We start from the raw sequence: 15,114 nt of genomic DNA on the forward strand, positions 1-15,114 counted from the left end.
GAGACATGACCGGCAAATCCTCCAACCAGATGTGGGGCGGGCGCTTCGCTTCCGGCCCCGATGCAATCATGGAAGAAATCAACGCCTCGATCGATTTCGACCGCAAACTATTTGCCCAGGACATCAGGGGTTCGCTGGCCCATGCCGATATGCTCGCGGATAATGGCATAATTAGTGCGGAAGATCGTGACAAGATAGCACAAGGCCTGAACACGATTTTGTCAGAAATCGAGGCAGGGACCTTCGAATTCTCGCGCCGGCTGGAAGACATTCACATGAATATCGAGGCGCGGCTCTCGGACCTGATCGGTCCGGCTGCCGGAAGGCTGCACACCGCCCGCTCGCGCAACGACCAGGTGGCGCTCGATTTTCGCCTCTGGGTGCGCGAGGAACTGGAAAAAACCGAAAATGCGCTTTCAAAGCTCATTGGCGCATTTCTGGACCGGGCCGAAGAACATGCAGATACGGTCATGCCCGGATTTACCCATCTGCAGACGGCGCAGCCGGTGACCTTTGGCCACCATTGCATGGCCTATGTTGAGATGTTCGGCCGCGACCGCTCCAGGGTGCGTGATGCGCTGGCGCGCCTTGACGAGTGCCCGCTGGGAGCCGCGGCTCTCGCCGGGACCGGATTTGCGATCGACCGGCACCAGACCGCCAAGGCGCTTGGCTTTTCGGCACCCACACGCAATTCTATCGATACGGTTTCGGACCGTGACTTTGCCCTGGAATTTCTTGGACTTGCTGCCATTTGCGGCACACATCTTTCGCGCCTTGCAGAAGAAATCGTCATCTGGTCGACACCGCAATTCGGTTTTGTGCGCCTGTCGGATTCCTTTTCTACCGGCTCGTCGATCATGCCACAGAAGAAGAATCCGGACGCTGCCGAGCTGGTACGCGCCAAAACCGGCCGTATCAATGGCGCGCTGATCGCGCTCCTGACCGTCATGAAAGGCCTGCCGCTTGCCTATTCGAAGGACATGCAGGAAGACAAGGAACAGGTCTTCGACGCTGCCGAAACGCTCGAGCTGGCTATTGCCGCGATGACCGGGATGATCGGTGATTTGCATATCCTTCAAGACGGCATGAAGGCGGCCGCCGGGTCCGGATATTCAACCGCCACCGACCTCGCCGACTGGCTGGTGCGCGAGGCAGGGCTTCCTTTCCGCGAGGCCCATCACGTCACCGGCAGGGCCGTTGCAATGGCAGAGGACAAGGGTTGCGATCTTTCCGATCTGCCGCTTGCCGACCTGCAGGCCATCAACGGCGCCATAACGAAGGACGTCTTCTCGGTTCTGAGTGTCGAGGCTTCAGTGGCCAGCCGGACGAGCTTTGGCGGAACCGCGCCAAAAAATGTTCGTGAACAGATTGCTTGGTGGCGTAAGCAACTTTGACAATGCAGCGATAAAACAGGGTGCACATTTGCGCAGAACTCCGGTAAAAGACCTGCACCTGAAGTTTCGGATAAACGCGAGCACCCCATGACCGCTATGAATGTCGCCAAGGCCGCTACACTATTCATGCTGACAGCGCTGCTTGTTGCCGGCTGCGGCCGAAAAGGCGATCTTGAAATTCCGTCCTCGCAGCCCGTTGCGGAAAATCCGGACGACACCGAGCAGCAGCCCAAAAAGGAACGCCGCTTCATACTCGACCCGCTGATTCAATAGGCAGATTTGCGGTGAACCATTTTGAATACAGAGACGGCGTTCTCTACGCGGAGGACGTCAGTGTCACGGAGATTGCGGGTGCCGTCGGAACGCCCTTCTACTGCTATTCGACCGCCACGCTGACGCGCCACTACAATGTATTCGCCAAGGCGTTTTCGGGTGTCGACGCACTCATCTGCTATGCGATGAAGGCCAATTCCAATCAGGCGGTCCTGGCAACGCTGGCAAAACTGGGCGCCGGAGCCGATGTGGTTTCTGAAGGCGAGCTCCGCAGGGCGCTGGCCGCCGGAATACCAGCGCGGAAGATCGTCTTTTCAGGGGTTGGCAAGACCGTACACGAAATCGACTACGCGCTGAAAACCGGGATATTGTGTTTCAATATTGAATCCGAAGCCGAGCTTGAGCTCATCAGCGCCCGCGCTGTCAGGGCCGGCAGGACCGCACCGGTTTCCTTCCGCATCAATCCCGATGTGGACGCCAAGACGCATGCAAAGATCTCGACCGGCAAGAAGGAAGACAAGTTCGGCATATCCTGGCGCCTCGCCGAAGCCGTCTACGCCCGCGCAGCAAAATTGCCGGGGATCAATGTAACCGGCATCGATATGCATATCGGCAGCCAGATCACCGATCTGCAGCCCTATGACGATGCCTTCAAGCTCTTGCACACGCTTGTCGCAAGATTGCGCGACGCCGGCCACACGATCGACCATGTCGATGTCGGCGGCGGTCTCGGAATTCCCTATCGGGCCGACAACGATCCGCCGCCCGATCCCGAGGCCTATGCGGATGTCGTTCTCGAACACGTCAAATCGCTCGGCTGTCAGATCATATTTGAACCGGGGCGGATGATTGCCGGCAATGCCGGTATTCTCGTCAGCGAAGTCGTTTATGTGAAGGATACCGGCTCGAAGACATTCGTGATTGTCGACGCGGCCATGAACGATCTCGTCAGACCGACCCTTTATGAAGCCTGGCACGATATACGACCGGTTGTTGCGCCGAACAGCGATGCGCCGCGCATAATGGCCGATTTTGTCGGCCCGGTTTGCGAAAGCGGCGACTATCTTGGCAAGGACCGCGATGTTGCTGCACTCAAGGCAGGTGACCTCATTGCCGTCGGGTCGGCCGGTGCCTATGGAGCAGTGCAGTCTTCAACCTACAACACCAGGCTGCTTGTGCCCGAGGTCATGGTCAACGGCGACCGTTTCCATGTGATTCGCCCCAGAACGTCCTACGACGATCTTATCGGACTCGATTCGGTTCCCGACTGGCTGGAATAGCGATTTTCCGGCCGCTACCGGCGGGCTTTTCTGGTCTGCGCGAAATAGCGCACGATCTCACAATTTGTTGCACCGTCTCGCCTTTGCCGCAAAGAGTGCTATCCTTCAGTAACCAAACAGAAGGATTATTCGCCCATGGCGCAATCGAGGCGGCAGGACAGCTCACCGGGGTCCGGTTCCCTGCGCGCGCTGCTTCGGCGAATAAACATCCGCATCCGCGCGATGCAGGTCATCCTTTTCGCCGAACGGTTTTGGCCGCGGCTTTTGCCCGCCCTTTGTGTCGCAGCACTGTTCGTGGCACTGTCATGGTTCGGCTATTTCCGCCTTGTGCCCGACTGGCTGCGGTTGGTGTCCGCCGGGCTCTTCGCAATTGCGATCATCGCTTCCCTGTTGGCTTTCAAGGGGTTGCACTGGCCAAGGCGGCAATCCGCGCTTGACCGCCTGGAAAAAGACAACCGCATCATTCACCAGGCGCTGGCGGTGCAATCCGATCAGCTTGAAAACGACGATGAATTTGCACGTTCCCTCTGGCACGCGCATCAGAAGCGCATGGCTGAGCGCATCGACGCGATTCATCTCGCCCCGCCGCGTCCCGACACACCGAAGATGGACCCCTATGGTCTGCGTGCGGTCGTCGTGCTGCTGTTCGTGGTTGCCTTTTCCTATTCCTATTCGAATCAGTCCGGTCTTATCAGCGACGCCTTTCACAGCCACAGGCCCACCGAGGCTGTTGCCGGCATGCGGGTCGATGCCTGGGTGACACCGCCCGATTATACCGGTAAGGCACCCATATTCCTGACCGGCAGCACCAAGGGACTGCCCGAGACAATCCCCGTCCCCCAGGGCAGCGAAATGCTGGTTCGCATCGTTGGCGGCAGCGGCTCGGAAGATGTTCTGTTCGAGACAGACGACGCCCAGATCCGCGTTGAAGCGAGCGAGGAGCAGGCCGCGAGAAAAGCCACAGCCGACCGGCGCGCTGCAGCACGCGATTTCCGCTTCAAGGCTCCCGGCGATGGCGTCTTGATGATCAGGCAAGGAGCGCAGATTGCTGAAAGCTGGCGCTTTGAGCTGATAAAGGACACACCACCGGCCATTGCCTTTGACGGCAATCCGGGTCGCGCGGCCAACGGCGCGCTGGAAATAGGCTTTGTGCTGCGCGACGACTACGGCGTCCACAGGGCTTATGCGGAGATCCTTCCCGTACAGCCCCAGGCCGACAACGCCAATCCGCTCTATGATTTGCCCGACTATCCCCTGACATTGCCGCGCAAGACAGCGCGGGAAAAGAAGGGCCGCGAAAGCCGCAACCTGACCGAACACCCCCTTGCCGGCCTTCCGGTTGAGATAACGCTAGTGGCGGAGGATTTTCTCGGACAGACGGGCCGCAGCGATCCTGTTGAGATGGTTCTTCCCGGCAAATTCTTCAGCAATCTGCTCGCCGGATCGGTCGCCGAACAGCGTCAGGTGCTGGCACTCGACACCAACCGGATCGATCACGTCATCGATCTGAACGACGCGGTGACGATGGCGCCCGAGGAGACCATCGACAACACGACCCATTATTTGCTGATCAAGTCAGCAAGGTCCCGCATCAAACAATCCTGGGACGAGGACATGCTGCGCGATGCGGCGGACTATATGTGGGATATCGCCATCGGCATTGAAGACGGCGACCTTTCCTTCGCCGAACGACGTTTGCGCGACGCGCAACGCGCCCTGTCCGAAGCACTCGAGAGAGGCGCTCCGGATGAGGAAATACAGGCATTGATGGACGAGCTGCGTGAAGCAATGCAGGAATTTCTCCAGGCGCTTGCACAGCAGATGCAGCAAAACCAGAGCGCCATGCAGCAGATTCCACCGGAGGCAATGCAGAACATATTGCGCCAGCAGGATCTCGAACGCATGCTCGACCAGATCGAAAATCTGGCGAAATCCGGTGCCCGAGATCAGGCGCAGCAGCTTTTGTCCGAACTGCAGCGGATGATGAACAACCTTCAGACCGGCCAGCACATGCCTCAGCAGGGCGATAATCCCATGCGTCAGCAAATGGACAAGCTCGGCGAACTCATGCAGCGTCAACAGCAACTGATGGAAGAAACCTTTGACCTGGAACAGGCGCTAAGGGACCGGCGCCGGCAGGAGTTCTTTCAAAATGAAGGCGAGCAGCAGCAGGGCCAACAGCAGGCCCCCGGCGAGGGCCAGGAGATGACCGAAGAGGAGCTTCGCCAGGCCCTGCGCGACCTCAAGGAACAGCAGCAGCAGTTGCAGAACCAGCTCGGCGAACTGCAGGAGAAGCTGGAAGAATTCGGTCTCGGGCCGAATGAGGGCTTCGGCGAGGCCGGCGAGGCGATGGGCAGCGCCGGCAAGGCGCTTGGTCAGGCTGACGGCGGCACGGCAGTTGATGAACAGGGCCGCGCCCTGCAGGCGCTTCGCCAGGGCGCACAGGAGATGATGAGCCAGATGCGCCAGGCCATGGGCCAGAACCCGGGCCAGCAGCCGGGCAACGCCCGGCGCGATCCGCTTGGTACCGATCCGCTTGGCCGGCCCACGGCCAATACGGGTCCGGATTTCGGTGAAGACGTCAAGGTTCCTGAAGAAGCGGACATACAGCGTGCACGCCGCATACTTGAGGCCATCCGCGAACGGCTGGGCGATGCCTTCCGGCCTGAAATGGAACGTTTCTACCTGGAGCGCCTGCTGGACAACCGCTGACCGGCAACCGGCAACGCACCGGCCTCTAAATCAGCGATCATGATTCAGGCAGTCAGCGCCTCGGCAACCGCACTGCGGATATCAGGCAGGCTGAAAGGCTTGGGCACGACATCAACGATGACGCTGGCAAGGGTTTCGGCGCGCTCGCGCTGTTCGGCAAATCCGGTCATCAGCAATATCTTGAGCTCCGGAAATTCTTCAGCTGCAGTGTGTGCCAGCTCGATACCGTCCATCACCGGCATGCGGATATCTGACAGAAGCAGGTCATAGGAGGTGTCTTCGCGCAACTGATCGAGGCCGTGAGCGCCGTCAACCGCTTCATCCACCTCGTGACCGTCCATCTTCAGCGCGCGGCTGACGAATCGACGCAGTGAATCTTCATCTTCGGCAATGAGTATTTTTGCCATTATTTCCCGTCCGACAATTGCCCGAACACGAACCATGCTACATCGCTGGCCGGTGCCCACCCTGTTTTCACGCGTCACGTACGCCGCGCCGGGGTTTTCAGCCCCGCCCGGATCAAATCATTCAATCCTTGTCGCTGGGTAAATGTCGCCATCAAAGATGCGGGAATCCGCCAGCCAAATCCGCATTCGGCAAATCATGCTTAACAGAAGGTTGGCCGCCCGATGGCAGGAACCGGATTTCCGATCAAATCGGCGGCGAATTAAGAGGCAGGCGAATCAGATGCGACAAGAAAATCGCTACGCATCGCCCGTTACGACGCCGACGAACGGCAGTTCGCGGAAGGCATAGGCGACATCCATGCCGTAGCCGACGACAAAGTAGTCGGGGCATTCAAAACCCACATAATCGGCATTAAGAGTGCCTTCACGCCGGCTGCTCTTGTCAAGAAGAACGGCGATCGAGACATCGTTCGCGCCGCGCTCATACATAAGGTCGCGGGCAAATCGAAGCGTATTGCCGGATTCAAGAATGTCGTCAATGAGGAGAATATCGCGGCCAGTAACTTCGCTGTCGATATCCTTTATGATCTTGACGCCCTGGCTCTTTGTGCCCTTGCCGTAACTTGAAAGCGTGATGAACTCGACCTCGGGCTCGAGACCGACCGCGTGCAGGGCACGCAGCAGATCGGCTGCAAATATGAACGAGCCCTTCAAAATGGAAATGACCAGCAGATCGTTTTTCGGTTTTGCGGCAATCTTCGAAGCCAGATCCAGATTGCGCTCGGCGATCTGCTCCGATGAAAACAGAACGTCTATACTTTTCCCGCGGACGACAGGCATGACGGCATATCCATGTTTAACAGCACTCGGCAGAGCAAACGTAATTTTTATGAAAATAATTCCGCTGCCCCTTGGGGCCGGTTTAGTGCATGCACACGGAAAGGAAAAGCAAAACCGCCATCTTTTCCCATATTTCAGGCTGAAACAGTTTCAGCGGGCCGTTCCGCCGCCGGCGAGCGTTACGGTTAACTGATCGTAATCGCGAATCTGATTCGGAACACGCACCTGAAATCGTGTGCTCTCGCCCGCAGCCAGCCTTTTCTTGCCTGCGCGCGCATAAAGCGGCATCTGTTCGCCGGATACCGGGCCCGGCCCGATGGCGAGCAGCGGCACGTCCCGGTCATCTGCCGAATCATTTTTTATAAGACCATGCACAACAAAATAGGACCCGTCATTTACGCGCACGGGATCGATCGTAACCCTGGAAAGCGAGAGCCCCTTGCCGGACGAACCGCCGAAAAGACCGGGCGCAAGTGCATAGCCTCCAGAAAACCAGAACACACAAAGGCTGAGCACAGCGATCGCAGCGGTAAATCCGGCGGGCGAAAGCCGTAATGCCCTCTTTTTTCCGCTTTTTTTGTCCGAAAACAGATCCAGACGATCCGCGCCGCCTGTTTTGGCGCCGCTGAAATCCGGCGCCCGGTCATCAGTCGGAACATACGATTTTGTACGTATATCCGGTTTTGGCGGGCGCGGCGCCGCGTCGTCCTCAACAAGCTCGAATTCGGCATCTATGATGTCGTCACCGGCCAATCGCCCGCGGTTCCCGCGGTTGAGGATGCGACCTGGGGACGCTTTTTGCCGGCTTGCACGCGAAGACTGTTTCGAAAATTGATTTCGCGTACTATAGCCGAATCTGTGCTTGCCGCTGCTGTTTTGCATGAGCTGTCGAAGATGCCCCTGGTCAGGCCATTGCGGGAATTCTTTAACAGTCGTAAACGGATTTGGTTAACAAAGAAAAAACCGGACCGAATCGGAACGCAGCAAAAGGCTGGAATTTATTATCCGTTAACCGTATCGGCACGGCGATGCGGTTTTCGAAATGCAACTTGTGAGGCGCGGGCGTGATCGACTTCGACAATGTTGGGCTGCGTTACGGCATGGGGCCGGAAGTCCTGCGTGATTTGACATTCGATGTTCCCAGACGCTCCTTCCAGTTTCTGACAGGCCCATCGGGCGCCGGTAAAACCACGCTGATGCGCCTGATGTTCATGTCCCTGCAGCCGACGCGCGGTTTTGTCCGTGTCTTCGGTCAGGACATCACCACCATTCCGCAGCAGGAACTGCCAAAGCTGCGCCGCCGCATCGGCATTGTTTTCCAGGATTTCCGCCTGCTCGATCACCTGACAACCTATGAAAATGTCGCGCTGCCGCTGCGCGTGCGCGGCAAGGAGGAGACAAGCTACCGAACGGACGTAATGGAACTGCTCAAATGGGTGGGGCTTGGTGACCGCATGAATGTGCTGCCTCCGATCCTGTCGGGCGGTGAGAAACAGCGCGCGGCCATTGCCCGGGCACTGATCGATCAGCCTGAGATCCTGCTGGCTGACGAGCCGACCGGTAACGTCGATGCACCGCTCGCGCGACGGTTGCTTCGCCTGTTCCTGGAGTTGAACAAGCTCGGCACCGCAGTCATCATAGCCACCCACGATCTGTCGCTGATGGATCAGGTTGACGCACGACGCATGATTCTTTCTGGCGGACGGCTCGAAATCTATGAATGACATGTCGGACACAGAACACGGAATTGGCGAGAGCCGGCGGGAAATCGTGCTGCGCCCGACCGCGCCGATCGTTCCGGCCGGCAATATTGCCGGCAGTTCGCTCATGTTCGTCATCTCCATCATGTCGTTTCTGGCCTGCCTGACGCTTGGCGCCGTCATCATGGTGCAGGACACGGCAAACAGCTGGCAGAGCCAGATTTCCCGGGAAATCACCATTCAGATCAAACCGGAACCGGGCATGGATCTGGATGCCGAATTGGCAAAGGCGCGGGATATTGCCCTGAGCTTCACCGGCACAACGGCGGCAACCATCGTCGACCCCGCTGCCACGGCGCGGCTCCTGGAACCGTGGCTCGGAGAGGGGCTGGACCTTGAAGAGCTGCCGGTTCCAAGGCTCGTCATCATCACCATAGACGAGGCCGCGCCACCTGATTTTGCCGGCATGCGCTTAGCGCTTGAAGAATCTGTCCAAAACGTATTCCTGGACGATCACCGCACATGGGTAGACCGGCTGGTCGCCATGGCCAACACAACCGTTATCATCGGACTTTGCGTCCTGGCTCTTGTTTTTACGGCAACCATCTTGACCGTGGTGTTTGCGACAAGGGGCGCCTTGTCGGGAAATCACCACATCGTTGAAGTGCTGCATTTCGTCGGTGCCGAAGCCAGCTTCGTCGCCGCCAAGTTCCAGAAACACTTTTTCCTGATTGCGCTGAAGGGTGCGCTTGCGGGCGGCATAGCCGCGGCCCTGACCTTCGCGCTGGCCAGTATCTGGGCAAGCGCCAGCATGGCAACGCCCGAAAGCGACCAGGCAACGGCCCTGTTCGGCGGCTTTTCGATGGGTGCCGGCGGTTATATCGGCGCGCTTGCCATTGTCATCATCACTGCCGTTCTGACGGCACTGACAACCCGCATAACGGTTATCCGCACCATTATGGAAATCGACCTGATCCGGTCTGACCCGACCCGTTCGATCTGATAATCCGGGCCAGGCAAAACAACCCCCAATACCCGATATCCCCGGTGTCCAAGGACCATGTGACAGTGCCGGCTCTGGTGCTTGCCACAAAGGCACTGTAAGGAAGGACTATGAATACCGAACCAACCGGCGAATCAGCACCTGCCGATTCGCCGAAAAAGCACAGCGGGGGCGCGCGCTGGCTGAAGCGGCTGGCGGGTGTTTTCCTGCTCGTTCTGGCTCTTGCGGTTGGCCTCTTTGTCGGCAGCTTCCTGCGATTTTCGCGCGATGTGATTCACCTCGAGCCGCCGAGAAAACTTGCCCAGGCGGATGGCATTGTCGTGCTCACAGGCGGCAGCAAGCGCATCGACCGGGCGGTCGAACTGCTTGACAGGGGCACGGCGGGGCGTCTGTTGATCTCCGGCGTCTATCCGGCCACCACCAGCGGCCAGATACAGCGTCTCACGCAGGCCGAACCCGCCCTTTTCGAGTGCTGCGTCGATATCGGTCATGATGCGCTCGATACGATCGGCAACGCCAACGAAGCGGCCCTGTGGGTTCAAAAGAACGGCTACCGCAACGTCATCGTCGTCACCAGCAACTACCACATGCCGCGCAGCCTCATGGAGCTGAGGCGGGTGGACGAGGCGACCAACTACATTCCCTATCCGGTCGTTGCCACCGATCTGAGGCATCTGCAATGGCTGCAGCAGCCCGCCGCCATCCGCATGCTGGCGGCCGAATATGTGAAATATCTGGCGGCGCGATTGCGCTTGAATTTTGGACGCACGACCAGCGACGGGTTACGTTCGAGCAAAACCGATGTGATCGCCCAAAGTCCCCGGAAGGCCAATCTCACCTTAAGCGACTGATCTTGCTCCAGAAACCTGAACTGCACCAGACCCCTTGATGATCTTCCTGCGCTCCGCACTTTTCAACCTGCTTTTCTACCTCAACCTCATCGTCCAGATGATCCTGTTCACGCCCGCCTATTTTCTCATGCGGCGCAAGGCTGCCTGGGTCATCCCCAAGAACTGGGTGCGTTCAAACCATTGGCTGCTGGAAAAAGTGGTCGGCACGACGCACACGGTGGAAGGTCTCGAAAACATACCCGAGGGCGGCTACATCATCGCACCGAAGCACCAGTCGTTCTGGGATGCCTATGCATTACTGCCTTACCTTGACGACCCGTTCTACATACTCAAACGCGAACTGGTCTGGATTCCGCTGTTCGGCTGGTACGTTGCAAAAATGCGCATGGTCCCGATTAACCGCGGCAGCAGGGAAAAGGTCATGCCCGCGGTTCTGGAAAAGACGAAGCGGCAGATGGCTGACGGCCGCCAGTTGATTATCTATCCGGAAGGTACCCGCAGACCTGTCGGCGCCGAACCGGCCTACAGGTTCGGCATCGCCAGAATCTATGCCGAGCTCGATGTCCCGGTCATGCCGGTGGCCATCGTAGCCGGACTGTTCTGGCCACGCCGCAAATTCCTTCGCTATCCCGGCAACATCAGGGTGCGCTTCCTGCCACCGATCGAGCCGGGCCTTTCCGCCGAGGAATTCATGGATAGACTTGTCAGCGTCACCGAAACCGCAGTCGATGAACTGCTTGTCGACGCGATCCGCGAAAACCCGGACCTGCCTTTGGGAAAGCGGGCACGCAAACGCTATGAACAACTGACCGGCGAGAAAGTCAGCCGGGATTCGGTCAGTGCTTAGAGCGAGATGAAATTAGCTTGCTCTGGAGTCCTGCATCAGCCTCGCCACATCTTCGAGCCAGTGATCCCGGATTTTCATTTCCTTCAAATGCTCGACCGTGCTTGAGACGTAATCGACATTATGGCCCGATTGGCCTTCGGATACCGAAACCCTGCTTGCTGCATCGTCGGCCGAAAGATGACCGGCAAATTGCTGATGATTCTGGTCAGCGACGTAGCAAACGGCTGTGATTCGTCGTCCGTCGGAAAGATGCACCGGCGACGTTCGCTCCAGGTAGACATTCGTAACGAGTTCGCGCTCCCGCAGATAAGCCATGACCGGATCGTGATTTTTTCCGCTGACCTTGAACACCATGCCGGTGCACGAGCCGCCGTGGTCCAGCCCAAGCACGAGCCCCGGCTTTTCGCGCGTGCCGCGATGAACATAGGAATAGATGCAAAGGGCTCTGCGATAGCCGAACAGCCGGCCTCTTTGCGCTTCAAGATAGTCAAATCCGGGCCGCCACATCAGCGACCCGTAGCCAAAGACCCAAAAATCATCCATATCGTTGATCAGTATCCCGAAATCTTATCCCAGCAACCGGGCTCTTCTAACAACACATAAGGAACTGGCACAATTGGAAAACGGCAAGGCAAGGACAAATGGCAAGACGCCGGCAAACCCGTCGACGCGCAGGTTCTATTGGCTGGCGGCTTTCATCGTGGCGGCAATCGCTGTCTATAGCGCCGTCTGGTTCTATCTCGCCGGCCAACTCGAAAGCCGCAGCCGCTTCCTGCTCAGCGATCTGCAAAACCAGAACGTCGTCGCCGATTGCAAAGATCTCGATATTCGCGGCTACCCGTTCAGGCTCGGGCTTTTCTGCTCGTCTGTCGCGGCACAGGATGCTGCGTCCGACACTGTTGTATCCACCGGCAGCTTCAGATCCGCCGCCCAGGTCTACAAGCCGAACCACATTGTCTCGGAACTTGACGGTCCGGTGACTGTTGAATCCGGCATCGGCCTGCTTGCCGATCTCAATTGGGACGTTCTGCGCTCCAGCACGGTTTTCAACCTGAGCGGACTCGACCGGGCTTCCGTTGAAAGCACGGCCCTGTCGGCATCCGTGACATTCAACGGCGAACCCGAGCCGCTTCAGATCACCGCTGAATCTTCACAGCTCCATGCCCGTCAGAACAATGCGGATCTTGATGCCAATATGCGTCTCAACACGGCAAGGTTGTCCCATCAGGGAATTTTTAACGGACTGCCCGCGTTCGATCTGCAGGCGGATATCACAATGGCCGATCGTGCCTGGTTGCTGTCCGGCGGATCCGATCAGACCGGTAATCCGTTGCACGATCTCTCAGCGTCACTCAACAATCTGAATGCCGACCTCGACAATGGTGCCGGGCTGAGCATCGACGGGCCGTTTTCAATCAATCAGGGCGGCTATCTGAGCGGCAAGTTCAATATCGAAATACGCGGCATGAAGGCATGGCAGGACTTCGTCGTTGCCAATTTTCCCGATCAGGCAGACGCGGTACAGAACGTTGCCGGGATCATCGCAACACTCGGCGGCGGCCAGGACAATTTATCCCTGCCCGTCAACGTCGACAACGGCACTGTACGGATCGGCATCATCCAGGTCGGCAAGATACCGCCCCTGTAATTGGGATCAGTGTTCTTCGTGCTCTTCGTGACCTTCGGAAACGGCAACGTGGCGACCGAAATCGGGAACATCCACATCCTGGCCGGCTTCGATGATCGATTTGCGGATGTGCCGCGTGCGGCTGAACAGGTCGAACAGTTTTTCGCCGTCACCCCAGCGGATTGCCCGCTGCATTGACGACAGATCCTCGGAAAACCGCGCCAGCATCTCAAGGATCGCGTCCTTGTTGTGCAGGCAGACATCGCGCCACATGGTCGGGTCGGATGCCGCCAGGCGTGTGAAGTCGCGAAATCCGGACGCTGAATATTTGATGACCTGCGATTTGGTCACTGTTTCGAGATCGTCGGCCGTACCGACAATATTGTAGGCGATGAGCTGCGGCACATGCGAAACGATCGCCAGAACGAGATCGTGGTGGCCGGGATCCATCCGATCAACCATTGAGCCGCAGGCTTCCCAAAAGGAGGTCAGCTTTTTGAGAGCGTCTTCATCCGTTCCCGCGACAGGCGTCAAAATGCACCAGCGCCCTTCGAAAAGATGCGCGAAACCGGCATCCGGACCCGAATGCTCCGTACCGGCGATGGGGTGTCCCGGTATGAAATGGACGTTTTCAGGCAGTGCCGGCAACATCTGTTCGACGACAGACTTTTTTGTCGACCCGACGTCGGTAACGATCGCGCCCGGCTTGAGATTACCGGCGATGTCCCGCGCAACCTTTCCGGACGCTCCAACCGGAACGCTGACAATGACGAGATCCGCATCGCGAACGGCTTCGGCTGCCGATGTTGTGTAGGTGTCGCCGAGTTCCAGCGCGTGGGCGCGCTCCAGCGTCTCCGAACTGCGGCTGGAGACCGCGATGGTCTTGGCGAGTTTTTTTTCGCGGATCACCCGGGCAAGCGAGGAGCCGATCAGCCCGATACCGATCAGGGCGATTTTGTCGAACTGAATGTCACTCATGCCTTTTCCAAAAGCTCCTTCAAAGCGGCAAGAACGCCCTCATTGGCTTCCGCGCTGCCGACTGACATGCGCAGGGCATTGGGAAATCCGTACGCGGTTACGCGCCGCAACACAAAGCCCCGGCAGGTCAGGAACGCATCGGCATCGGCAGCCGTTTTCCCGGCTTCATCGCCAAAGTGGATAAGCACGAAATTGCCGACGGAAGGCGTAACCTTCAAACCAAGCGCCTCCAGGCCCTCGGTCAGTTTCGCAATCCAGGTCTGGTTGTGCGCCACGGCCCGGTCGATGTGCTCGCGGTCTCGGATTGCAGCAGCACCGGCGGCAATGGCTGCGGCATTGACGTTGAAGGGTCCGCGAATGCGGTTCATCGCGTCAACGACGGCAAGCGGTGCATAGAGCCAGCCGATGCGCAAGCCCGCCAGACCATAGACCTTCGAAAAGGTGCGTGTCATGACGACATTCTCATTGGCCGAGACAAGCTCTATGCCCGATTCATAGTCGTTGCGGCGCACATACTCGCTGTAGGCTGCATCCAGGACCAGAAGCACGTTGCCCGGAAGGCCCGCATGCAGCCGACGAACCTCTTCCACCGGCAGATAGGTTCCGGTCGGATTGTTCGGATTGGCGAGAAAGATGATCCTGGTCCGTTCGGTGACCGCAGACAAAATTGCATCCACATCGGCCCTGCAATCCGTTTCCGGCACGCAGATCGGCACGGCGCCCGCGCCGATGATCTGGATCTTGTAGACCAGGAATCCGTGTTCGGTGAAAATACCTTCATCACCAGGAGACAGATAGGTCTGGCACAACAGACCGAGCAGCTCGTCCGATCCGTTGCCGCAAAGAATATTCGCAGGATTGAGACCGTGTACCTCGGCGATGGCCTCGCGCAGAAGATGCGATGCGCCGTCCGGGTAGGTTTCAAGATGGGTTGAAACATCGGCAAGGGCCTGCACAGCCTTTGGACTTGGGCCAAGTGGCGTTTCGTTGGACGACAGCTTGTAGACCCTCTCCACACCGGGAGCGGTTTCCTTTCCCGGCACATAGGCAGCGATATCCAGAACACCCTTCTTTGGCGTCGGTTTTTTTTTCGCGCTGGTCATCATCGCATTTCCCTGCTGAGGCTGCGACGCCGGCGCGGCGCAACAGCCTTTAGTGACCAGCGGGGCATAACCGCCCGCGGCCGGAATGTCGAGTGTTAA

15 protein-coding genes are annotated in these 15,114 nt (G+C 58.2%); 9 read left to right on the forward strand and 6 right to left on the reverse strand.

Annotated features, from left to right (window positions below):
- Window positions 1-5 precede the first annotated feature (5 nt).
- From argH to ABVT35_RS23335, 4 genes are all read left to right on the forward strand, one after another.
- The gene (gene argH / locus ABVT35_RS23320) at window positions 6-1,394 is read left to right on the forward strand and encodes an argininosuccinate lyase (RefSeq protein ID WP_368469795.1); all 1,389 of its coding nucleotides are present in this window, start codon (window positions 6-8) and stop codon (window positions 1,392-1,394) included.
- 87 nt (window positions 1,395-1,481) lie between these two features.
- Complete coding sequence (locus ABVT35_RS23325) at window positions 1,482-1,667, forward strand: lipoprotein (protein ID WP_368469796.1); 186 nt, start codon at window positions 1,482-1,484, stop codon at window positions 1,665-1,667.
- A gap of 11 nt (window positions 1,668-1,678) precedes the next feature.
- Window positions 1,679-2,947 (forward strand): diaminopimelate decarboxylase, encoded by a 1,269-nt coding sequence (gene lysA / locus ABVT35_RS23330; protein WP_368469797.1) that lies wholly within the window; start codon window positions 1,679-1,681, stop codon window positions 2,945-2,947.
- A 135-nt stretch (window positions 2,948-3,082) separates the two neighbouring features.
- On the forward strand, window positions 3,083-5,659 hold the full coding sequence (locus ABVT35_RS23335; RefSeq protein ID WP_368469798.1) for a TIGR02302 family protein: 2,577 nt from the start codon (window positions 3,083-3,085) through the stop codon (window positions 5,657-5,659).
- 44 nt (window positions 5,660-5,703) lie between these two features.
- Here the strand turns inward: ABVT35_RS23335 and ABVT35_RS23340 are convergent, their stop codons facing one another.
- The 3 genes from ABVT35_RS23340 to ABVT35_RS23350 all read right to left on the reverse strand — a co-directional run bounded on the left by ABVT35_RS23340 (window position 5,704) and on the right by ABVT35_RS23350 (window position 7,659).
- Window positions 5,704-6,066: a response regulator gene (locus ABVT35_RS23340; RefSeq protein ID WP_368469800.1), complete on the reverse strand. Its 363-nt coding sequence runs from the start codon at window positions 6,064-6,066 to the stop codon at window positions 5,704-5,706.
- 297 nt (window positions 6,067-6,363) lie between these two features.
- Complete coding sequence (gene hpt, locus ABVT35_RS23345; RefSeq protein ID WP_368469802.1) at window positions 6,364-6,906, reverse strand: hypoxanthine phosphoribosyltransferase; 543 nt, start codon at window positions 6,904-6,906, stop codon at window positions 6,364-6,366.
- A 150-nt stretch (window positions 6,907-7,056) separates the two neighbouring features.
- Window positions 7,057-7,659, reverse strand: coding sequence for a hypothetical protein (locus tag ABVT35_RS23350; RefSeq protein ID WP_368469804.1), 603 nt, complete (start codon window positions 7,657-7,659; stop codon window positions 7,057-7,059).
- 311 nt (window positions 7,660-7,970) lie between these two features.
- On the opposite strand from ABVT35_RS23350, the gene ftsE reads away from it, so the two are divergent.
- The 4 genes from ftsE (at window position 7,971) to ABVT35_RS23370 (ending at window position 11,307) form a co-directional block, all read left to right on the forward strand.
- Window positions 7,971-8,630, forward strand: a complete 660-nt coding sequence (ftsE, locus tag ABVT35_RS23355; protein WP_368469805.1) for a cell division ATP-binding protein FtsE — start codon at window positions 7,971-7,973, stop codon at window positions 8,628-8,630.
- A complete protein-coding gene (locus ABVT35_RS23360) occupies window positions 8,623-9,609 on the forward strand; it encodes a cell division protein FtsX (protein ID WP_368469807.1) in 987 nt (328 codons plus the stop codon). Before ftsE ends, ABVT35_RS23360 begins: the two co-directional genes overlap by 8 nt.
- 110 nt (window positions 9,610-9,719) lie before the next feature.
- Window positions 9,720-10,460, forward strand: a complete 741-nt coding sequence (locus ABVT35_RS23365; RefSeq protein WP_368469808.1) for a YdcF family protein — start codon at window positions 9,720-9,722, stop codon at window positions 10,458-10,460.
- Between the two features lie 37 nt (window positions 10,461-10,497).
- Window positions 10,498-11,307, forward strand: a complete 810-nt coding sequence (locus ABVT35_RS23370; protein WP_368469810.1) for a lysophospholipid acyltransferase family protein — start codon at window positions 10,498-10,500, stop codon at window positions 11,305-11,307.
- Between the two features lie 12 nt (window positions 11,308-11,319).
- On the opposite strand, the gene ABVT35_RS23375 is transcribed toward ABVT35_RS23370, so the two are convergent.
- Window positions 11,320-11,850 (reverse strand): gamma-glutamylcyclotransferase, encoded by a 531-nt coding sequence (locus ABVT35_RS23375; protein WP_368469812.1) that lies wholly within the window; start codon window positions 11,848-11,850, stop codon window positions 11,320-11,322.
- A 73-nt stretch (window positions 11,851-11,923) separates the two neighbouring features.
- On the opposite strand from ABVT35_RS23375, the gene ABVT35_RS23380 reads away from it, so the two are divergent.
- Window positions 11,924-12,955, forward strand: a complete 1,032-nt coding sequence (locus tag ABVT35_RS23380) for a DUF2125 domain-containing protein (protein ID WP_368469813.1) — start codon at window positions 11,924-11,926, stop codon at window positions 12,953-12,955.
- 6 nt (window positions 12,956-12,961) lie between these two features.
- Here ABVT35_RS23380 and ABVT35_RS23385 read toward each other — a convergent pair whose 3' ends face one another.
- Together ABVT35_RS23385 and hisC are read right to left on the reverse strand one after the other, a co-directional pair.
- The gene (locus ABVT35_RS23385; protein WP_368469814.1) at window positions 12,962-13,912 is read right to left on the reverse strand and encodes a prephenate/arogenate dehydrogenase family protein; all 951 of its coding nucleotides are present in this window, start codon (window positions 13,910-13,912) and stop codon (window positions 12,962-12,964) included.
- Window positions 13,909-15,015, reverse strand: coding sequence for a histidinol-phosphate transaminase (gene hisC, locus ABVT35_RS23390; protein WP_368469815.1), 1,107 nt, complete (start codon window positions 15,013-15,015; stop codon window positions 13,909-13,911). The genes ABVT35_RS23385 and hisC overlap by 4 nt, the downstream gene beginning before the upstream one ends.
- Between the last annotated feature and the right edge of the window lie 99 nt (window positions 15,016-15,114).

The organism is Hoeflea sp. TYP-13, assembly GCF_040932035.1.
Lineage (GTDB): Bacteria > Pseudomonadota > Alphaproteobacteria > Rhizobiales > Rhizobiaceae > Hoeflea_A.